At 52.2% G+C, this 19,822-nt stretch carries 18 protein-coding genes; 4 read left to right on the forward strand and 14 right to left on the reverse strand.

The features are described 5' to 3' along the window. Positions 1–14: 14 nt before the first annotated feature. The 3 genes from gshA to BZK40_RS04580 all read left to right on the forward strand — a co-directional run bounded on the left by gshA (position 15) and on the right by BZK40_RS04580 (position 3,952). On the forward strand, positions 15–1,571 hold the full coding sequence (gene gshA, locus BZK40_RS04570) for a glutamate--cysteine ligase (RefSeq protein ID WP_032944711.1): 1,557 nt from the start codon (positions 15–17) through the stop codon (positions 1,569–1,571). Between the two features lie 149 nt (positions 1,572–1,720). Continuing rightward, positions 1,721–2,236 carry an S-ribosylhomocysteine lyase gene (gene luxS, locus BZK40_RS04575; RefSeq protein ID WP_003037312.1) on the forward strand — a complete coding sequence of 172 codons (516 nt, stop codon included), beginning with the start codon at positions 1,721–1,723 and terminating at the stop codon, positions 2,234–2,236. A gap of 345 nt (positions 2,237–2,581) precedes the next feature. Further along, positions 2,582–3,952 (forward strand): carbohydrate porin, encoded by a 1,371-nt coding sequence (locus BZK40_RS04580; RefSeq protein WP_008785614.1) that lies wholly within the window; start codon positions 2,582–2,584, stop codon positions 3,950–3,952. 48 nt (positions 3,953–4,000) lie between these two features. Here the strand turns inward: BZK40_RS04580 and emrB are convergent, their stop codons facing one another. The 14 genes from emrB to BZK40_RS04655 form a co-directional block, all read right to left on the reverse strand. Next, positions 4,001–5,539 carry a multidrug efflux MFS transporter permease subunit EmrB gene (emrB, locus tag BZK40_RS04585; RefSeq protein WP_003825966.1) on the reverse strand — a complete coding sequence of 513 codons (1,539 nt, stop codon included), beginning with the start codon at positions 5,537–5,539 and terminating at the stop codon, positions 4,001–4,003. Between the two features lie 16 nt (positions 5,540–5,555). Then, positions 5,556–6,728 carry a multidrug efflux MFS transporter periplasmic adaptor subunit EmrA gene (gene emrA / locus BZK40_RS04590; RefSeq protein WP_003825968.1) on the reverse strand — a complete coding sequence of 391 codons (1,173 nt, stop codon included), beginning with the start codon at positions 6,726–6,728 and terminating at the stop codon, positions 5,556–5,558. A 129-nt stretch (positions 6,729–6,857) separates the two neighbouring features. Then, positions 6,858–7,388, reverse strand: coding sequence for a multidrug efflux transporter EmrAB transcriptional repressor EmrR (emrR, locus tag BZK40_RS04595; protein ID WP_003037300.1), 531 nt, complete (start codon positions 7,386–7,388; stop codon positions 6,858–6,860). 90 nt (positions 7,389–7,478) lie between these two features. Beyond that, positions 7,479–7,814 carry an L-valine transporter subunit YgaH gene (ygaH, locus tag BZK40_RS04600; protein WP_003825969.1) on the reverse strand — a complete coding sequence of 112 codons (336 nt, stop codon included), beginning with the start codon at positions 7,812–7,814 and terminating at the stop codon, positions 7,479–7,481. Beyond that, positions 7,804–8,541, reverse strand: a complete 738-nt coding sequence (locus BZK40_RS04605; protein WP_048236632.1) for an AzlC family ABC transporter permease — start codon at positions 8,539–8,541, stop codon at positions 7,804–7,806. The genes ygaH and BZK40_RS04605 overlap by 11 nt, the downstream gene beginning before the upstream one ends. A 122-nt stretch (positions 8,542–8,663) precedes the next feature. Beyond that, entirely contained in the window at positions 8,664–9,848 is a 1,185-nt protein-coding gene (locus BZK40_RS04610) for an MFS transporter (protein ID WP_071445458.1), read from the reverse strand. Positions 9,849–10,038: 190 nt separating this feature from the next. Beyond that, positions 10,039–11,034, reverse strand: coding sequence for a glycine betaine/L-proline ABC transporter substrate-binding protein ProX (gene proX / locus BZK40_RS04615; RefSeq protein ID WP_003825976.1), 996 nt, complete (start codon positions 11,032–11,034; stop codon positions 10,039–10,041). 189 nt (positions 11,035–11,223) lie between these two features. Next, positions 11,224–12,288: a glycine betaine/L-proline ABC transporter permease ProW gene (proW, locus tag BZK40_RS04620; RefSeq protein WP_079934232.1), complete on the reverse strand. Its 1,065-nt coding sequence runs from the start codon at positions 12,286–12,288 to the stop codon at positions 11,224–11,226. After that, the gene (gene proV, locus BZK40_RS04625) at positions 12,281–13,483 is read right to left on the reverse strand and encodes a glycine betaine/L-proline ABC transporter ATP-binding protein ProV (RefSeq protein ID WP_003825980.1); all 1,203 of its coding nucleotides are present in this window, start codon (positions 13,481–13,483) and stop codon (positions 12,281–12,283) included. The genes proW and proV overlap by 8 nt, the downstream gene beginning before the upstream one ends. A gap of 354 nt (positions 13,484–13,837) precedes the next feature. Further along, positions 13,838–14,797: a class 1b ribonucleoside-diphosphate reductase subunit beta gene (nrdF, locus tag BZK40_RS04635; RefSeq protein WP_048215699.1), complete on the reverse strand. Its 960-nt coding sequence runs from the start codon at positions 14,795–14,797 to the stop codon at positions 13,838–13,840. A gap of 10 nt (positions 14,798–14,807) precedes the next feature. Then, entirely contained in the window at positions 14,808–16,952 is a 2,145-nt protein-coding gene (gene nrdE / locus BZK40_RS04640; RefSeq protein ID WP_079934233.1) for a class 1b ribonucleoside-diphosphate reductase subunit alpha, read from the reverse strand. Continuing rightward, positions 16,925–17,335, reverse strand: coding sequence for a class Ib ribonucleoside-diphosphate reductase assembly flavoprotein NrdI (gene nrdI, locus BZK40_RS04645; RefSeq protein WP_003825987.1), 411 nt, complete (start codon positions 17,333–17,335; stop codon positions 16,925–16,927). The genes nrdE and nrdI overlap by 28 nt, the downstream gene beginning before the upstream one ends. Next, complete coding sequence (gene nrdH, locus BZK40_RS04650; protein WP_008785607.1) at positions 17,332–17,577, reverse strand: glutaredoxin-like protein NrdH; 246 nt, start codon at positions 17,575–17,577, stop codon at positions 17,332–17,334. Before nrdH ends, nrdI begins: the two co-directional genes overlap by 4 nt. 280 nt (positions 17,578–17,857) lie before the next feature. Beyond that, positions 17,858–18,289, reverse strand: a complete 432-nt coding sequence (locus tag BZK40_RS04655; protein WP_003825991.1) for a carboxymuconolactone decarboxylase family protein — start codon at positions 18,287–18,289, stop codon at positions 17,858–17,860. 90 nt (positions 18,290–18,379) lie between these two features. Here BZK40_RS04655 and pdxR point away from each other — a divergent pair, with 90 nt between their 5' ends. Further along, a complete protein-coding gene (gene pdxR / locus BZK40_RS04660) occupies positions 18,380–19,714 on the forward strand; it encodes a MocR-like pyridoxine biosynthesis transcription factor PdxR (protein WP_079934234.1) in 1,335 nt (444 codons plus the stop codon). Positions 19,715–19,822: the final 108 nt, after the last annotated feature.

Below are 19,822 nucleotides of genomic sequence, written 5' to 3' on the forward strand. Positions count from 1 at the left end.
GGCGGGAGGTCAATTTGATCCCGGACGTATCACAGGCGCTGGCCTGGCTGGAAAACCATCCTCAGGCGTTAAAGGGGATTCAACGTGGTCTGGAGCGCGAAACGCTGCGTGTTAATGCAGATGGGTCATTAGCAACGACAGGCCATCCTGAGGTGTTAGGCTCAGCGCTAACGCATAAGTGGATAACCACTGACTTTGCCGAAGCATTGCTGGAGTTCATTACTCCACCCGGTGATGACATTGAGAAAATGCTCACGTTCATGCGCGACTTACATCGTTATACCGCCAGAAACCTTGGCGACGAGCGTATGTGGCCGTTGAGCATGCCTTGCTATATTGCCGAAGGTCAGGATATCGAACTGGCGCAGTATGGTACGTCGAATACCGGTCGCCTGAAGACGCTGTACCGTGAAGGCCTCAAAAACCGCTATGGCGCGTTGATGCAGACAATCTCGGGCGTACACTACAACTTCTCGCTGCCTATGGCTTTCTGGCAGGCGAAATGCGGTGTAACCGAAGGTGAGGATGCTAAAGAGAAGATCTCCGCGGGCTACTTCCGTCTGATCCGCAACTACTACCGTTTTGGTTGGGTGATCCCGTATTTGTTTGGTGCCTCTCCGGCCATTTGTTCCTCATTCCTGCAAGGAAAACCGACAACTCTGCCGTTTGAAAAAACCGACTGTGGGATGTATTACCTGCCGTACGCAACGTCGCTGCGTCTGAGTGATTTGGGCTATACCAATAAGTCGCAAAGCAATCTCGGAATTACGTTTAACGATTTGCATGAGTATGTGGCAGGATTAAAGCGCGCGATTAAGACGCCTTCCGAGGAGTACGCGGCGATCGGTCTGGAGAAAGACGGTAAGCGTCTGCAAATTAACAGCAATGTTCTGCAGATTGAAAATGAGCTGTATGCGCCTATTCGCCCGAAACGCGTCACTCGTCGTGGAGAAACGCCATCAGATGCGCTTCTGCGTGGCGGTATCGAGTACATCGAAGTACGCTCGCTGGATATCAACCCGTTCTCGCCTATCGGCGTGGACGAGCAGCAGGTGCGCTTCCTCGATCTGTTTATGGTCTGGTGTGCGCTGGCTGATGCCCCGGAAATGAGCAGCGATGAATTGCTGTGTACGCGTAAAAACTGGAATCGCGTGATTCTCGAAGGGCGTAAGCCTGGGCTGACGTTAGGTATTGGCTGTGAAACAGCCCAGTTCCCGCTGCCGAAGGTTGGGAAAGATTTGTTCCGCGATCTGAAACGAGTGGCACAAACGCTGGACAGCATCGATGGGGGAGAGGAGTATCAGAAGGTCTGTGATGAACTGGTTGCCTGTTTTGACAATCCTGAACTGACTTTCTCTGCCCGGATCCTACGGTCTATGATTGATGAAGGCATTGGCGGCACGGGCAAAGCGTTGGGTGAGGCTTACCGAAATCTGCTGCGTGAAGAGCCGTTAGAAATAGTGCAGGAAGCTGAATTTATTGCTGAAACCGAGGCTTCAAAGCGTCGTCAGCAGGAGATCGAAGCGGCTGATACTGAGCCGTTTAGCGTGTGGCTGGAAAAGCACGCTTGATACAAAAGAAAAAGGCCACTCGGGAGTGGCCAAAATTTCATCTCTGAAAACAGGGATGATGATAACAAATGCGCGTCTTTCATATACTCAGACTCGCCCCGGAACAAAGAGTTCAGATTATTTTTAAAAAATTTATCGGAGGTGGCTAAATGCCGTTGTTAGATAGTTTTACTGTCGATCACACCCGGATGGAAGCTCCCGCGGTCCGGGTTGCAAAAACGATGAACACCCCGCATGGCGACGCAATCACCGTGTTTGATCTGCGTTTCTGCATTCCGAACAAAGAAGTGATGCCTGAGAAAGGTATCCATACGCTGGAACACCTGTTTGCAGGTTTTATGCGTAACCACCTTAACGGTAACGGCGTTGAGATTATCGATATCTCTCCGATGGGATGCCGTACCGGCTTCTACATGAGCCTGATTGGTACGCCGGACGAACAGCGCGTAGCCGACGCGTGGAAAGCGGCAATGGCGGACGTGCTGAAAGTACAGGATCAGAACCAGATCCCGGAGCTGAACGTTTACCAGTGCGGTACGTATCAGATGCACTCTCTTAGCGAAGCACAGGATATCGCGCGTCATATTCTGGAGCGTGATGTACGCGTGAACAGCAATGAAGAGCTGGCGCTACCGAAAGAGAAACTGCAGGAACTGCATATTTAGTCTTATTGATTAGCTGTTCCAGTATTTAAATTAACCCCGGTTTATGTCCGGGGTTTTTTATTGCTTAATATAATGTGCGTTTATTATATTTGCGGCGAGAATACATTTTAATTTAAGTGATGCTTGACCTGTTAAATAATAAAATGTGATCTGGTAAACAGAAAGAGGTGGATAAATAATGATGCCAGAGTGTATTGATCACATAAACTAAAAAACATAAATAATTAATAGAAAAACATAATGGAATGCGCCAGATATCCGGGTAATAACAAGACTCTTTTAATAGCCGGTAGATAGGGTTTTTATCAAATCTTATCTGGTATACATTAAACTTTAGGGATGAAAATGAAGGCTAAATATTTGGCGCTGATGATCGGTGCTTGCTTTTCTCATAACCTTTGGGCAGCAAATAATATCACTATTGAGCAGCGTCTGGCTGAACTGGAGCAACGTGTTGTTAATGCCGAAAAACGGGCATCCGATGCTGAGGCGCAAATTCGCTCGCTGAAGCAGCAGCAGGTCGCCGCTACGCCGACGGTGAATGTCCAGTCTGCCGAGCCGATTGCAGCAGGTGAAACTCCGCCTAAGCTGACATTATCTGGCTTCAGCGATATTAAGTTCTATGGCGATGTCGAATTTAATATGGATGCGGCAAGCCGTTCCGGTAGCCTGACATCGACGAGAACATCAGCGAATAAAGATTGGGCACCAGGAACCAATGAACGCTGGGATATTAACGGACGCCTGTTACTGGGCTTTGATGGCTACCAGCGGCGGGACAACGGTAATTTTGCAGGGTTCTCGGTACAGCCTCTGGCGGACCTGACCGGAAAAATGAACCTCGATGATGCCGTTTTCTTCTTTGGTCGTGAGAATGACTGGAAAATTAAGGTTGGTCGTTTTGAAGCCTACGATATGTTCCCGCTGAATCAGGATACGTTTGTTGAATATTCGGGGAATACAGCGAACGATCTCTACAGTGACGGTTACGGCTATATCTATATGATGAAAGAAGGACGGGGACGTAGCGACAGCGGGGGTAACTTCCTGCTGAGCAAAACCATCGACAACTGGTATTTCGAAGTTAACACATTGCTGGAAAATGGCAGTACGTTATATACCGAGAAGCAGTACCACGGAATGGATTTAACCAACGATAAAAACGTGGCTTACGTCCGTCCGGTTATCGCCTGGCAAAATGGGCGTTTTTCAACGGCGATAGCGATGGAAAGTAACGTCGTTAACAACGCCTACGGTTATTACCAAAATGGGACGTGGATCGATCAGTCAGATCGTACGGGCTATGGTTTTACCATGACCTGGAATGGTCAAAAAACGGACCCGGAAGATGGCGCGGTGATTAACCTGAATACCGCCTATATGGATGCGACCGATGAGACAGATTTTACCGCAGGGGTGAATGCGTTGTGGCATCGATTTGAACTGGGTTATATCTATGCGCATAACAAAATCGAAGCCTTCAATGCTACCAATATCGATGCCGTTTGTGAGGACGATTGCTGGATCACCGATCCCGGCAATTATGACATTCACACTATTCATGCCTCATATTTATTCCCCAATGTGATGGATATGAAAAACTTTAACATCTACCTAGGTGCCTATGCTTCATGGGTAGAGGCCAATCCGAATAATGGTGATAACAGCGAAGATGCGCGTTACGGCGGGCGTCTGAGATTCAAATATTACTTCTGATTGTAGGTCTAATAAAAAAGGGATCCGCAGATCCCTTTTATCAGATAGTTAGTGTGCGCCACCGCCGCCGCCGCCCGCACCGAAGGGCGGTTTGGCGAACCACACCAGGCCAAGCAGGACCAGGAAGATCCCCGCCGACATCCAGAAGATTTCGTTAGCGGAAATAATCAGCCCCTGATTGGTGATCTGCTGAGCTATCCAACCTGAAGCCTGCTGGTGCGTCATCCCTAAATCTTGCAGCTTATCGTACATAGCCTGTGCATTTGGGTTGTAGGGGTTAACAGATTCCGTTAGCTGAGCATGGTGCAGCGACTCGCGGTTTGTCCACATTGTCGTCGTAATCGATGTACCGATGGAACCTGCCAGCGTTCGCGTAAAGTTCGACAAGCTGGATGCCGCCGCCAGACGCTCTGGCGGTAAGCCGGACAACGTAATGGTGGTTAGCGGCATAAAGAAGCAGGCTACCGCGAACCCCTGAATAAACTGCGGCCAGGCCGATGCGCCAAAGTCCATACCCGGCTCGAACGTCCACGCACGCCAGTAGAAACAGACGGCGTACATAATAAAACTGAACGTTACCAGCCGACGCATATCCAGCTTGTGCGCGAAGCGGCCGATAATCGGAGACAGGATCACCGGAATCACCCCAACCGGCGCTGACGCCAGACCAGCCCAGGTTGCTGTATAGCCGTATACCTCCTGCAACAGCTGCGGCAGCAGGACGATTGCGCCGAAGTAGAGCATATAGGCCAGACTGATACACAGACAGCCGATGGTAAAGTTGCGCGACTTAAACAGCGAGAGATCGACAATGGGGTGCTCGTCGGTAAGCTCCCAGACGATCAGGAAGCTGATAGCGACAACGGCGACCACCGTCAGGATGATAATCTCCTGCGAGGCGAACCAGTCCAGCTCTTTGCCGCGGTCGAGCATAATCTGCAAACTGCCGATACCGATAACCAGCAGTGCCAGACCAATGGCGTCAATGCGCCGCTGCTCGGTTTTGGTTTCCCGACCGCGAAGGGTTTGCAGGGTCATCAATACCACCACAGCCCCGATTGGCACGTTGATAAAAAATATCCAGCCCCAGTGATAGTTGTCGCTGATATAGCCCCCAAGAATAGGACCACATATCGGGGCAACAATCACCGTCATCGACCATAGCGCGAGGGCGATGGAACGCTTGGCGGGTGGATAGTTATTCAGCAACAGGCTCTGTGACAGCGGAATTAATGGACCGGCGACAATACCCTGGATTACGCGGAAGAAAATCAGCATGTTCAGGCTGGTGGACATCCCGCATGCCCATGACGCAATGACGAAGGCGATAGTTGACCACATAAAGAGTCTTACTTCGCCAAAGCGTTTTGCCAGCCAGCCGGTGATCGGAATAGAGATAGCGTTCGCCACCCCGAATGAGGTGATCACCCAGGTCCCCTGGCTCAGTGAAGAGCCGAGGTTCCCGGCGATAGTGGGGATCGCCACGTTAGCAATGGTGGAGTCCAGCACCTGCATGAATGTCGCCAGGGACAGCGCGATCGTCATAATGACGAGCTGCGCGCCTTCCAGCGGTTTTTGCTGTTGCATCACACGCACCTTTGAATTAGCCCGCGTTGGCCCGCACGATCTCTTCGATCATCTTATTGACCGGAGCAAGGTTGATTTCACGTGCATTACTTTCTGATACCGGCGTGGTACGAACCTGGCTTGCCAGAATTTGTCCGTCACGATTTGAGGTATCTACCGTAACCAGCGTAGACAAACCAATACGTAATGGATGCTGTGCCAGTTGCTGCGCATCCAGTTCGATACGTACCGGCAGACGCTGGACGACTTTGATCCAGTTGCCGGTTGCGTTCTGCGCTGGCAGCAGGGAGAAAGCGCTGCCCGTACCCATATCGAGACCGACAACTTTACCGGTATATTTTACGTCATCGCCGTAAATATCGCTGATAACGGTCGCCGGTTGGCCGATACGCATGTGCGCGAGCTGTGTTTCTTTGAAGTTGGCATCTACCCACAGGTTAGTGGCCGGAACAACCGCCATCAGCGGCGTGGTTGGGCTAATTTGCGCACCAGGCTGTACGGCGCGACGGGATACATAACCGGTCATTGGGCTGACAATTCTGGTACGTTCCAGCGCCAGCCAGGCATTGCGCACTTCGGTGGCAGCCTGTTGCACAGCGGGTTGATCTTCCAGCTTGCTACCCAGAATCATCGCCTGGTTAGCATTATATTGTTGGATCGCGACATCAAGCTGGGCCTGAGCGCTGGCGACGGCATCACGAGCGTGTTGCAGCTCTTCGCGGCCAATCAGGTTGGCATTGCCCAGCGGGACTCGGCGATTAAAGTCGCTTTGTGCCTGCGCCAGTGCGGTTTTCTGCACTTCAATGCTTGCCTGTAACTGCTTGCTGTTGATCATCAACTGGTGCGTCTGACGCACGCTGGAAGCCAGCGCAGTTTTGGCTTTTTCAAATGCCTGCTTTGCGTCTGTCTGGTCGAGGGTGACCAGCACATCGCCTTGTTTTACAAAGTCAGTGTTATCAGCCCAGACTTTCGTCACGCTGCCTGATACCTGAGCCATGATTTGAACCTGGTTCCCTGCCACGTACGCATCGTCTGTCTCTTCGACATGACGAAGTACTAAAAACCAATAAATCCCATATGCCACGGCAATGATAATAAAGAGCAAGGTCAGAAGGAGCAGCATACTTTTACGTTTGCCATTCTTCTTGACCGGTTGCTGCGGGGTTTGAGTCTCCGCATTTGCGCTCATGTTGTTCTCCACGATCTTATTTTTTTCACATCGGCTGAGCCGACCTGTTTATCAGACAGGCCAGCAGTATGCGTGCTGGCCTGTCGGTTTTTTCATTTATAAATCTGGATTTCTGAGCGAGTCGGCGCGTTAGCGCAGCGCTTCTAACACCGCGCCATCCTGCTCCATCTGATCAAGACGGGTCAGAAGTTTACGGGTAATTTGCTCAAGCTGATCTTTTTCGGTGGTGCTAAGAGATGACCAGAGCTGATGCAGGCAGTTATGCTGAGGCGGTAACACCTCTTGCAAAAATGCATGGCCTTTCTCGGTCAATTGCAGATGCAGACAGCGGCGATCGTTATCGCTTTCGCGACGTTCGATCCAGCCACGTTTTTCTAACTCATCCGCAATGCGGGTAGCGTTAGTGCGTGACGAGCCAAGCGCGCAACTCAGTTCAGAAGGCTGAATACTGTGGTTTTCCTGAGACTCCAGCGTAATCAACGCCATAAACAATGTCTCGTTAATCCCTTGAGCTTTCAGCATCTTATTGCGGTTTTCCAGCAACTTACCCTGCATGTGCATACAGAGGCGAGTCAGAAGCACTTCCTGATAAGGGAACTCTTCGTAGCGGCTGGCGCGAAATTTTAGCATTTGTTCAATGGGCGTAAACGAACTATCCATTTGGGTATAACCTCATTAATTTCAGCCGATATAGTAACGACAGTGACAAATAAAGTAAATGTATTATTTCTTTAAAATGATTGTTTTTATCTATAAGCCAACAAGCATTTTCCAGGCTAATCCATAGCCCAGAGCACTCAGTAACGTTGGAATGATGATGCTGCGGGTCTTATAGAAGCTTGCGCCCAGTATGACAAACCCCACCAGCGTAGGCACGAACCGACGAGCGTCGTGCATAACTTCTGGTGCGGTAGACACCACCAGCAGGGCGCAAATAGATGCAATGCCAATAGTGTCGAGTAGTATGCCCGTCGCGCCGCGCTTCGTCGGGCGAACATTGCCTACCCCAAGACGGAGTGGCAAATAGCGAAAACAGTAATTAACGCAGCCGACCAACAGGCCAAGTAGCAGAACCTCATAGCTCATCAGGACCTCCCTGCCAAAATGACTGGATGAGCGCCGTCAGGCATCCGCAGACAATACCTGCAAGGATAGCGGCAGGTATGGAAAACAGCATGACGCCAGCCAGCGCCCCAGCCAGGGAGGCAGTCACGCAGAGCGCTTGTTTACGTTGGAATGACGCGAGCAGGAAGCTCATAAACAGCGCCGGGAGCATGAATCCCAGTGCCGCTTCAACCGCCGGGTAATCCTTGAGTAAACCACTGCCGGAAAACGCGCCGATCACCGTACCAAACACCCAGGAGGCCCAGGAGCACAGTGCGATGCCGATCATCCAGTTTTCACTCCAGCGCCGATTATCCCGGACCAGTTTTGCCGTTGCAGCGGCAAAGACTTCATCGGTAAGGCCAAAAGCCCACAGTGCACTTTTGGGTTTACTCAGTCGCTGGGCTATTCGGCTGCGCAGGGAAGGGCCGTACAAAACATGGCGGACATCCATGGCCATGACGGTAAGGGCGGCGACCCACAGCGAACTGCCCGCAGCGAGCATGGTGGTAATGACAAACTGGCTGGCTCCCGCATAGATAATGCAGGAGAAAAAGACGCTTTCAATCGGCGTAAAGCCAAGGCGAGTGGCATTGAGACCAAATGCAAAAGCGACCGGAATATAGCTGATGACTATTGGCAGGCTGTCTTTGAATCCTTCCGTTAACGTTGCCGAACAGGATTCAGACTGGGGTACAGGGCTTTCCATAGGGTTATAGGTTTCATTACCGAAATTAATATAACTTGGTTCAATGAGTTATAACCTTAGCAGACTGATGGGCTCCTTAACACCCTGTGGAGCCCAATCAGCGGTAAACATGCGCTATACGCTTAATTTACGGCTTCCTGACGGTGAAAACCTCGCCACCAGACCACCAGGTTGAGTACGGCAACGGTCGTACCCGCCAGACAAACGCCAGCCCACCCGGCATGCTGCCAGGCAGAGGCTGAAATTAGCGAACCTGCCGCTCCGCCAATAAAATAGCTGGTCATGTATCCGGCGGTCAGGCGATTACGCGCATCCGGATGAATGCGATAGATAACCGTCTGGTTGGTGATGTGTACTCCCTGAACGGTGAGGTCCAACACCAGAATACCGATAATCAGCATGGGGACGGAAGCGTGCCCAAGCCAAATAGCAAGCCAGGAGAGCAGCAGTAATAGCAGCCCAATGGTTGTGGTCAGGTGGGATTTACCTTTATCGGCAAAACCGCCCGCCGGACGTGCGCCTAATGCCCCTGCGGCACCCGCCAGACCGAACAGACCAATCATTCCTTCCGAATAGTTAAACGGCGGCGCGGCGAGCAAAAACGCCATCGAGGTCCACAGGATACTGAAATTGGCAAAAGTCAGGCAGCCCAGCATCGCGCGGGTACGCAGCAATTTATCGTGAATAAACAGGCTGAATACCGAGCCTAACAGCTGAGGATAGTTAAGATGAGTATCGGATTTCATCTTCGGCAGGCCGCGCCACAGAGCAACCGCCATCAGCGCCATTAATACTGATGCGACCCAAAATACGGTGCGCCAGCCGCCAAGATTCGCCAGTAATCCCGCCACGGTGCGCGCCAGCAGAATACCCAGCAGCAGGCCGCTCATAATCGTGCCGACAACCTTCCCGCGCTTATCCGGTGTGGCAAGCGTTGCCGCCAGCGGAACCAAAATCTGTGCCACTACCGAGAACAGTCCGGTCAGGGCAGTACCGAGAATCAGCATACCCAGCGACTGGCTGCTGGCGGTGATCAGCATGCCGCCAGCCGCGAGCAACGTCATGGAGACAATCAGCATCCGACGTTCAAACATATCGCCGAGCGGCACTAAGAACAGCAGGCCGGCAGCGTAGCCGAGCTGGGCCGCAGTGACGATAAACCCTGCAGTACTGGCAGATAGCGAAAAGTTGCGCGCGATGGTGTCGAGCAGCGGCTGCGCATAATAGTTACTGGCGACGGCGAGGCCGGTGGCAATAGACATTAACAGGATCAGCGAAGGGCTAAGTCCCTGAGTAGTTTTCGTCATTGTTTTCAACTGAGTAATGGGTTGCAGAAAACAATCATAACGGAAGTGATTAAATGTTGCTGATTTGTTGAGTGATGGATTGTGCGATTGGGGGAAGGAGGATAGGCCGGATTAGGTGCATCGCGCCACCATCCGGCATTTATGCGGTTACAGGCCTGATGGCGCTACACTCATCAGGCCTGCGAGTGGGTTATTTCTGCGCGGCCAGCGCTTCGTTCACCCAGCCGTCAAACTGCTGCTGGTGGGCTTTGATCCAGCCGTCAACGTGACCCTGTACGTCGGCTTCAGACGCTTTCCCGTCGTGCATCATTGCGTTCTGCGCGTTGATATCCGCCAGCGGCAGCTTCATGATGGCAAACAGTTTCGCCGCAGCCGGGTTTTTCTCCGCCCAGGCTTTATTGGCGACAATATGCATAGTGTTCACCGGGAAGCCGTAGTTGGCGCCGTTTGGCAGTTTGGTATCAATATCTTTCTGCTCGCCTGGCAGGGAAGAGAACGGCACCTGCAGCCAGACCACATCTTTACCAGGTTTCATTACGTCGCTCACCCAGTACGGTGTCCAGGTGTAGTAAAGAATGGGTTTACCTTCTTTGAAGCGGGTAATGGTGTCGGCCATCATCGCCGCATAGTTACCGTGGCTGACCTCGACGGTTTTTTCCAGATCGAAAGCTTTGTTCTGGTGGTTGATTACTGCTTCACAGCCCCAGCCCGGTGAACAGCCCATCATATCGGCTTTTCCGTCACCGTTGGTGTCAAAGATTTTGGCGATCTTCGGATCTTTTAACTGGGCGATATTGGTGATTTTATACTGCTCAGCGGTTTTCTTGTCGATCAGATAACCCTGTGCGGCACCCGTAACGAATACCCCCTCGCGATAAAACTTTTTGTCTCCGCCCGCAGCGGCGTACATATCATCATGCAGCGGCTGCCAGTTCACGGCGGTAAAAGTTGCATCGCCAGAGGCAATGGAGGTATAGCCGACGTTGTAGTCAACTTCGCTGGTTTTGTTAACGGTGTAACCCAGTTTCTCCAGCGCACGGGCGACTAACTGCGTCTGGAAGGATTCTTCAGAGATAGTGCTCTGGATTGGCTGTACGGTGATGCCTTTGCCCGGCAGGTCGGCAGCGAAAGTGCTGGTGGAGACAAGGGTGGCAAACGCTGTGGCAATAATTACTTTCTGTCGCATCGTTGTTCCTTATTACACTTCATCCTTCAAGCTGCCTCTTTGTTGGCTGCACTCATGCACTCCAGTCACGTACTACTTGTACGCTCCTGGGGATACATTCGTTTGCCGCTGCGATGCAACTTGAATGATTTTGTGTAAGTTAATGAATTGTAGGCCCGGTAAGCACAGCGCCACCGGGCAACGGGTGAATTACTTCGTGAAAGGGCGAGTGATAAGCCCAATGGGACCGGTGGTGTACCAGCGACGGTTGCCACGACTACGCGAGTCGCGACCGACGGCCTGCGTCAGGCGGTCGAGAATGATAGCGAGGATCACAATCCCAACCCCGCCGACGGTGGCAAGCCCCATATCCAGACGACCGATTCCGCGTAGAACCATCTGGCCCAGTCCGCCGACGGCAATCATCGACGCGATGACGACCATTGAGAGCGCCAGCATCAGCGTCTGGTTAACCCCAGCCATAATGGTGGGCATTGCCAGCGGGAGCTGCACTTTAAACAGCATCTGACGCGGGCTGGCGCCAAACGAGCGCGAGGCTTCAATCAGATCGGCTGGCACCTGGTTAATCCCCAGAATAGTCAGACGCACGATTGGCGGCAGGGCGAAGATAATCGTCACCACTACGCCCGGGACGTTACCAATACCGAACAGCATGACAATTGGCACCAGATAGACAAACGCGGGTGTGGTTTGCATGGCGTCCAGCAGCGGGCGAACAATTTTTGCTGCCCGTGGACTGCGCGCCAACCAGATCCCCATCGGCAGACCGATCACCACGCAGAACAACAACGCGGTCAACACCAGCGCCAGGGTTATCATGGCCTGCGACCACGCGCCGATGGCACCGATAGCAATCAAGGAAATCAGCGTCGCAACGCCCATCCCCACGCCGGAAATCTGCCAGGCAATCAGCGCGAACAGGATAATCGCTACCGGGGCTGGCATACCTAACAGCAGCTGTTGAAAGCCGTTGAGAATGTAATCCACCGGGACACGAATGCCCTGGAAGACCGGACGGAAATGGGTAACGACCCAGTCGATCCCCTCTGTGACCCAACTGTCCAGCGGGATCAGCGTTTTATGGAACGGATCCATAATATTGAAATGCTCTGGTGCCGGCGCGGGTGCGCTGGTCAGCCAGTCCGCGCCACCACCGTCAGTGGGTGCGCCTGATGGCGTACTCCAGGCATCAGCATTTTGTGTGGCACTATCGGCCGCTGGTGTGGTGTCCCACGGATTAGTTTGATCAGCCATTGTTTACCCCCTCACGATCTAAAGCCTGTAACAGCATGCGTTTTGAAATGACGCCCACATACTGCTGTTCCTCATCTACAACCGGCACCGCGCACGGGGCCTGACCGACATGAGAAAGCAACTCGCTGAGAGGGGTTTGTGCATCTACGGCTAACGGCTCATCGATCAATGCCGCTTCAATACCTTGCGCCTGACTTAACGCTGTTTTTAATGAGTCGATAGAGACAACGCCAACGAATTTATTGCCGCGTTCGATCACGTAACCATATTCGCGATCTTTGTCCTGCAATAATTGCAGCGCAGAACGTGGACCCACCCCGGGGTTTTTACGAATCAAACCTTCGGGACTACGGCGTGAAATATCTTTCGCGCTAAAGACCTGGCTAATATCGACACCACGGAAGAAGGTGCGTACATAATCATTGGCCGGATTATTCAGGATTTCATCTGGCGTGCCGACCTGGACCACTTCACCGTTTTGCATAATGGCAATTCTGTCGCCAATACGCATGGCTTCGTCGAGGTCATGCGATATAAAGACCACGGTACGTTGATGCTTCGCCTGTAGTTTTACCAGTTCATCCTGCATCTCAGTACGAATTAATGGATCGAGGGCTGAGAAGGCCTCATCCATTAATAAGATGTCAGGGTTAATGGCTAATGCGCGGGCGAGGCCTACACGCTGGCGCATCCCCCCGGAAAGTTCATCCGGGTAGCCGTGAGCATAATTCTCCAGACCAACCTGGCGCAGCGCATCTAACGCTTTTTCACGACGTTCATCCGCACCAACACCGGCTAATTCCATGCCGAATGCCGTATTGTCGAGAACCGTCATGTGCGGCATCAGGGCAAAGGACTGGAACACCATCGCAATCTTTTTTCTGCGCACCTCGCGAAGCTCAGCATCGGATATCCGGGCGATGTCTACGCCGTCAATCAATACCTGCCCGCGGGTGGGTTCAATCAGGCGATTGAGAAGGCGTACCATTGTGGATTTACCCGAACCGGATAATCCCATGATGACAAATATCTCGCCTTCTTCAATGGCCAGACTGGCGTTCTTAACGCCAAGCGATAGCCCCGTTTTATCCAGAATCTGCTCTTTTGAAAGTCCTTTTTCAATATATTTGAAGGCTCTCTGGGGATGCTCTCCAAATATCTTATAGAGATTTTTAACTTCTAATTTAATTGCCATGCAATAGAATGATTCCTGTTATTTGTTTATATCGATATATTACCTGATGGAAATAGTGACCTTTTTCTACCCTAACATACTGAGAATCTGAGACAACCCTGAATTTGGTTGTGGCATGAATATTGCCAAAGGCCAAGTGGCGGGACTTCCCGTGATATAAGGGCTGAGCGCGAATGTGAACGGGTTAATATTTTTTGTAAATGGCAATGAAAAATCGCCTGAATTGCTGGAATGCAGGCGAATAATGCGGCTGATATTGAGTGTAGATCACACAATTATATTTGCACGACAAAAGTGTGATCCTGTTAAAATATTTCCGCGAAAAATGTACGGTATTTTCCGTGAAAATGAGTGCTAGAAATTCCAGTCGTCATCTTCGGTTTCGACCGCTTTTCCCATCACATAAGATGAGCCGGAACCCGAGAAGAAATCGTGGTTTTCGTCAGCGTTGGGCGACAGTGCGGCAAGGATTGCCGGGTTAACCTCCGCCATTTCAGGCGGGAATAGCGCCTCATATCCCAAATTCATTAATGCCTTATTGGCGTTGTAACAAAGGAAGGCTTTGACGTCATCCACCCAGCCGGTTTCTGCATACAACTCTTCAGTATAACGCGCTTCGTTATCATACAATTCCATCAGCAGGTCAAAGGCAAAATTCTTTAACTCCTCGCGTGCGGATTCGGAAATATGCTCCAGACCTTTTTGATATTTATAACCAATGTAATACCCATGAACCGCTTCATCACGAATGATCAGACGAATGAGATCGGCGGTATTGGTCAATTTGCCGCGGCTGGAAAAATACATTGGCAACCAGAAGCCAGAATAGAACAGGAAGGATTCCAGAAACACGCTGGCTATTTTTTTCTTCAGCGGTTCGTCGCTGGCGTAATGTGTCAAAACGATCTGCGCTTTGCGCTGGAGTGGGGTATTTTCTTCACTCCAGGCGTAGGCAGCATCCACGTCTTTGGTCTGGCAAAGGGTAGAGAATATAGAGCTGTATGAACGGGCGTGCACCGCCTCCATAAAGCTGATATTCGACAGCACCGCCTCTTCATGCGGCGTTAACGAATCAGCCATTAACGCTGGTGCTCCGGCAACATTCTGAATGGTGTCGAGCAGCGTCAGCCCGGTAAAAACGCGGATTGTTAGCTGCTGTTCGGCGGCGTTCAACGTTTGCCAGGCCGGAATGTCATTGGAGAGCGGGACCTTTTCCGGGAGCCAGAAGTTACTGGTCAGACGGTTCCATACCTCAAGATCTTTATCATCCTCAATCTTGTTCCAGTTGATGGCGCTCACGCGGGATAATGTCATTTTCTCCTCCTTACAGCGCGCATGACACGCAGCCTTCGATTTCGGTGCCTTCCAGCGCCAGCTGGCGTAGTCGGATGTAGTACAGGGATTTGATGCCCTTACGCCAGGCGTAAATCTGCGCTTTATTGATATCGCGCGTGGTGGCGGTATCGGGGAAAAAGAGCGTCAGTGAAAGCCCCTGATCGACATGGCGCGTTGCTTCTGCGTAGGTATCAATGATTTTTTGTGGACCAATCTCGTAGGCATCCTGATACAAGGCCAAATTCTCATTGGTCATAAACGGGGCAGGGTAGTAAACGCGCCCGGTTTTGCCCTCTTTGCGAATCTCCACTTTCGACACGATCGGGTGAATGCTTGACGTGGCATGATTGATGTAAGAGATAGAACCAGTGGGGGGAATCGCCTGTAAATTCTGGTTATAAATGCCGTAGCGCATCACATCTTCACGCAGCTGTGACCACATCTCGCGCGTCGGCAGCGTAATGCCGCTGGCGGCAAACAGCGTGCGAACCTTGTCGGTTTTTGGCTGCCAGTCGCCCTGCAGATACTGGTTAAAATATTCGCCGCTGGCGTAGCGCGACTGTTTGAATCCGGCAAAGGTTTGACCGCGCTCGCGGGCGATCTTCATTGACGTATTCAGCGCATGCCAGGTGATGGTATAGAAATAGAGATTGGTGAAATCCAGCCCTTCCGGCGAACCGTAGGCGATCCCTTCCCGCGCCAGATACCCGTGCAGATTCATCTGCCCAAGACCAATCGCGTGCGACGCGCCGTTTCCGGCCTCAATCGAGGGCACGCTGCGGATATGGCTCATGTCCGAAACGGCGGTTAAGCCACGAACCGCCGTTTCCACGGTACGACCAAAATCGGGTGAATCCATGGTATGGGCAATGTTTAACGAGCCGAGATTGCAGGAAATATCGTGCCCGGTCTGCGCGTAATTGAGATTTTCATCGTAGGTGGAGGCACTGTTAACCTGCAAAATCTCCGAGCACAGGTTGCTCATATTGATCCGACCTGCAATCGGATTGGCGCGATTCACCGTATCTTCAAACATGATGTAAGGATAGCCAGACTCAAACTGGATCTCGGCCAGCCGCTGGAAGAAATCGCGGGCGTTAATGAATTTTTTGCGTACACGTTCGTCGGCAACCAGTTCGTCATACCGCTCACTCACGGCGATATCACCGAAAGGTTTGCCGTAAATCCGTTCCACGTCATACGGTGAGAACAGCGCCATTCGGGCATTTTCTTTCGCCAGTTGAAAGGTAACATCCGGGATCACCACGCCAAGCGAGAGCGTTTTGATGCGGATTTTCTCGTCGGCGTTTTCGCGCTTGGTATCGAGAAAACGTAAAATATCCGGATGGTGTGCGTGCAGATACACCGCCCCCGCACCCTGACGTGCCCCGAGTTGATTCGCATAAGAAAACGCATCTTCCAGCATTTTCATTACCGGTATCACCCCAGATGACTGGTTCTCAATACGCTTAATGGGCGCACCTGCCTCGCGCAGGTTGGAGAGCAAAAATGCCACGCCGCCGCCGCGTTTGGAGAGCTGAAGTGCGGAGTTGACTGCCCGACCAATAGACTCCATGTTGTCTTCAATACGCAACAGGAAGCAGGAGACCAGCTCACCGCGTTGCTGTTTGCCGCAGTTTAAAAAGGTTGGTGTGGCGGGCTGAAAGCGCCCGGAGAGCATTTCATCGGTCAGCTGCATCGCGAGCGCTTCATCGCCCTGCGCCAGCGTGAGCGCCACCATCGTGACCCGATCCTCAAAGTCTTCGAGATAGCGCTTACCGTCGAACGTTTTCAGCGTATAGCTGGTGTAGAACTTCCATGCGCCGAGGAACGTCTGGAAACGGAATCCGCTGGCGTGGGCGTGATCGAATAGCTTCAGCACGAACGCGCGATCGTAGCGGGCTAACACGCTGGCATCGTAATAGCCTTCATCCACCAACGTTTCCAGGCGCTCCTGCTGGCTGGCAAACGCCACCGAGTTTGGGCGGACGTGGGTGGCAAAGAAGGCCTCCACCGCCTGATGGTCTTTGTCGAACTGAATGCGCCCGGCTTTATCGTACAGATTCAGCATGGCGTTCAGGGCGTGATAATCCAGCGTTGGCTGCATTACACGTTCTGCGGTTGTCGTTGCCAAAATTCGCTCACTCCTTTTCGAACGTTGTCGATATCGCTTTGGGTGCCCATCAGCTCAAAGCGATAGAGCCACGGCACGCCGCATTTTTGTGAGATGACATCACCCGCGCGACCGTAGGCGTCACCGAAATTACGATTGCCGGAGGCGATCACTCCACGGATTAACGCCCGGTTGTGCGTATCGTTTAAAAAGCGGATCACCTGTCTTGGGACCGCGCCAGCAGTGCCGCCGCCGCCGTAGGACGGCACGATTAATATGTAAGGTTCGTCTACCCGGATCCGCTCGCGTTCGTTAAGCGGAATGCGGATGGCTGGCAGCCCCAGACGCTGCATAAAGCGGTGCGTATTTTCGGAGCTGCTGGAGAAGTAGACGAGCTGACTCATGCGCTGGCCACACGGTGTTCCGGATGCAGACGGTTGATCATGTCCGGGCGAAACCCTGACCAACTGGTTTCACCCGCGACCACGACAGGTAGCTGGCGAAACCCTTGATCGCGCAGGCTATCAGCCAAATCGGGTTGTGAATCGACGTTTACCATCTCAAAGTCAAAACCACGGCTTTCCATTGCCCGTTTGGTGGCGTGGCACTGAACACAGTTATTGCGAGTGTAAATAATAATACGCATGATTCGTATTTCCATTTAAAAATAAAGGATCGGCGCGATGAAGGGCATCGGGTTGTGTGTGTCCTGATAGGAAAGATACTAGATGTAGTTTTAAAAAGATTCAACCATACAAGATATGGGAATTTTAGATTGATGATGAGCGGGGTGATGAGCGTGGCGGGGGAAGTTGTATGTACCATCGCAGGTTGCCGGATGGCGACGCGTCGCGTCTAATCCGGCCTACCGGAAAGTACTTCCTTGGCCGGATAAGGCATTTATGCCGCCATCCGGCAGCGCAGAATCACATGCGCATCCCCACCGCCAGACGGTTAAAGCAGTTCATCAGACTAATGGCAAATGTCAGGTCGCTAATTTCTTTCGCGCTGAAATGGTCTAGCAGCGGCAGATAAACGTCATCTTCGGCGTGAGTAGTGGCAATCTGGGTGACCGATTCGGCCCACGCCAGCGCCGCACGTTCCTGTTCGCTGAAGTGGTGACTCACCCGCCAGCCTGCCAGTGCGTCCAGTTTGGCCTGCGCAACACCGGATTTGCGCAGTGCTTTACTGTGCATTTCCAGACAAAAGGCGCAGCCGTTGATTTGCGAGACCCGCAGGTAAATCAGCTCCGTCAATGTAGGTTCCAGCGCGCAGTTTTCCAGCGCTTGGCTTGCCTGAACCAGAGCGTTATAGATTTCAGGACTGAGTTCGTAATAGGGCTGGCGTAACATTGTCATGGTATTTCTCCTCGTTTGGATGACCCGCAATGTAGCACTATAATGGACTGCAACAGAGAGCCATATTGTTACCAAAAAAGCAGACCATAAATGCCACGTTATCAGCAAATCGCCCGTCAGTTAAAAAACGCAATTGAGAAAGGTGAACTCAAGCCCGGTACCAGATTGCCCTCCAGCCGGACCTGGGCCCAGGAGCTGGGAGTATCACGCTCGACGGTGGAAAATGCCTATGCAGAGCTGGTGGCGCAGGGCTGGCTCGCGCGGCGTGGACAGGTAGGGACGTTTGTCAGTGAGCAACTGCGACCAGAAAGGGCGCCTGCATCGCCTGCCATCTTCGCCGGAGAAAATCCCAGACCGCAACCTTTTCAGATGGGATTACCCGCACTCGATCTTTTTCCGCGTGAAGTCTGGGCTCGGGTGATGGGACGGCGTTTACGCACCCAAACGCGTTTTGATCTGGCGGTGGGCGATGTATGTGGTGAACGGGTGTTACGCCAGGCAATTGTTGATTATCTGCGCGTTTCACGCAGCATTGAATGCCAGCCAGAGCAGATTTTTATCACTTCAGGCTATGCGGCATCAATGACGTTAATCCTGCGCGCTCTGGCGCATCCCGGTGAGGGAATGTGGGTCGAAGATCCCGGTTTTCCGCTGATCCGGCCCGTGGTGGCTCAGGAACGCATTGAGTTGATGCCGGTAGTGGTGGATGCCGATGGTCTGGATGTCAGCGCCGGGATCCGCGACTACCCGCAGGCGCGTTTTGTACTGCTCACTCCCGCTCATCAAAGCCCTCTGGGGGTAGCACTGTCTTTGGACCGTCGCCACCAGTTGCTGGAGTGGGCGACTCGTGCGCAGGCGTGGGTAATCGAAGATGACTATGACAGTGAATTTCGTTACCACGGTAAGCCGTTGCCGCCGCTAAAAAGTCTGGATGCGCCTCAGCGGGTGATTTATGCCGGAACGTTCAGCAAATCGATGTTTCCGGCTTTGCGTACGGCATGGCTGGTGGTGCCTCTGACCCAGGTTGAACGCTTTCGCCAACAAGCGGCGCTAACGGCCTGTAGCGTTCCGGTTCTATGGCAGCAAACGCTGGCGGATTTCATGCGAGACGGCCACTTCTGGCGACACTTAAAACGTATGCGACAGCATTATGCCGAACGACGACAATGGATGGAAAACGCCCTGACCGAACAAGGATTTAGCGTCATTCCTCAGGAAGGTGGGATTCAACTGGTGATGAGTGTAGACGGAGATGATACTGCGCTGGTGCGCAAAGCGAATCAGGCCGGGTTAGCGGTTCAGGCGCTAAGCCGCTGGCGAATAACGTCAGAAGGAAAGGGGGGAATATTGCTGTCATTTACCAATATCAGCTCGGCGGAAATGGCGCAACAGGCGGCCTACCAACTGCGGTTGGCGCTGACATAAATCTGTACGTTACTTAAGATATTCGTCTCATCGTGTTCACTCGTTTATGGACTTTTCTGAAAGCGTTGCTAATGCTGAATCAGGTAAGGTAAGCCCGCAGTAAAAGAT

Source organism: Citrobacter portucalensis (assembly GCF_002042885.1).
Classification (GTDB): Bacteria; Pseudomonadota; Gammaproteobacteria; order Enterobacterales; family Enterobacteriaceae; genus Citrobacter; species Citrobacter portucalensis.

What these genes read in the sequence shown, in the direction of transcription:
- emrR (WP_003037300.1), bottom strand. Translation starts at nt 7,388, where the DNA reads ATGGATAGTTCGTTTACGCCCATTGAACAAATGCTAAAATTTCGCGCC.
- nrdF (WP_048215699.1), bottom strand. Translation starts at nt 14,797, where the DNA reads ATGACATTATCCCGCGTGAGCGCCATCAACTGGAACAAGATTGAGGAT.
- luxS (WP_003037312.1), top strand. Translation starts at nt 1,721, where the DNA reads ATGCCGTTGTTAGATAGTTTTACTGTCGATCACACCCGGATGGAAGCT.
- emrB (WP_003825966.1), bottom strand. Translation starts at nt 5,539, where the DNA reads ATGCAACAGCAAAAACCGCTGGAAGGCGCGCAGCTCGTCATTATGACG.
- emrA (WP_003825968.1), bottom strand. Translation starts at nt 6,728, where the DNA reads ATGAGCGCAAATGCGGAGACTCAAACCCCGCAGCAACCGGTCAAGAAG.
- nrdH (WP_008785607.1), bottom strand. Translation starts at nt 17,577, where the DNA reads ATGCGTATTATTATTTACACTCGCAATAACTGTGTTCAGTGCCACGCC.
- proX (WP_003825976.1), bottom strand. Translation starts at nt 11,034, where the DNA reads ATGCGACAGAAAGTAATTATTGCCACAGCGTTTGCCACCCTTGTCTCC.
- BZK40_RS04580 (WP_008785614.1), top strand. Translation starts at nt 2,582, where the DNA reads ATGAAGGCTAAATATTTGGCGCTGATGATCGGTGCTTGCTTTTCTCAT.
- ygaH (WP_003825969.1), bottom strand. Translation starts at nt 7,814, where the DNA reads ATGAGCTATGAGGTTCTGCTACTTGGCCTGTTGGTCGGCTGCGTTAAT.
- BZK40_RS04610 (WP_071445458.1), bottom strand. Translation starts at nt 9,848, where the DNA reads ATGACGAAAACTACTCAGGGACTTAGCCCTTCGCTGATCCTGTTAATG.
- BZK40_RS04605 (WP_048236632.1), bottom strand. Translation starts at nt 8,541, where the DNA reads ATGGAAAGCCCTGTACCCCAGTCTGAATCCTGTTCGGCAACGTTAACG.
- BZK40_RS04655 (WP_003825991.1), bottom strand. Translation starts at nt 18,289, where the DNA reads ATGACAATGTTACGCCAGCCCTATTACGAACTCAGTCCTGAAATCTAT.
- nrdI (WP_003825987.1), bottom strand. Translation starts at nt 17,335, where the DNA reads ATGAGTCAGCTCGTCTACTTCTCCAGCAGCTCCGAAAATACGCACCGC.
- proV (WP_003825980.1), bottom strand. Translation starts at nt 13,483, where the DNA reads ATGGCAATTAAATTAGAAGTTAAAAATCTCTATAAGATATTTGGAGAG.
- proW (WP_079934232.1), bottom strand. Translation starts at nt 12,288, where the DNA reads ATGGCTGATCAAACTAATCCGTGGGACACCACACCAGCGGCCGATAGT.
- pdxR (WP_079934234.1), top strand. Translation starts at nt 18,380, where the DNA reads ATGCCACGTTATCAGCAAATCGCCCGTCAGTTAAAAAACGCAATTGAG.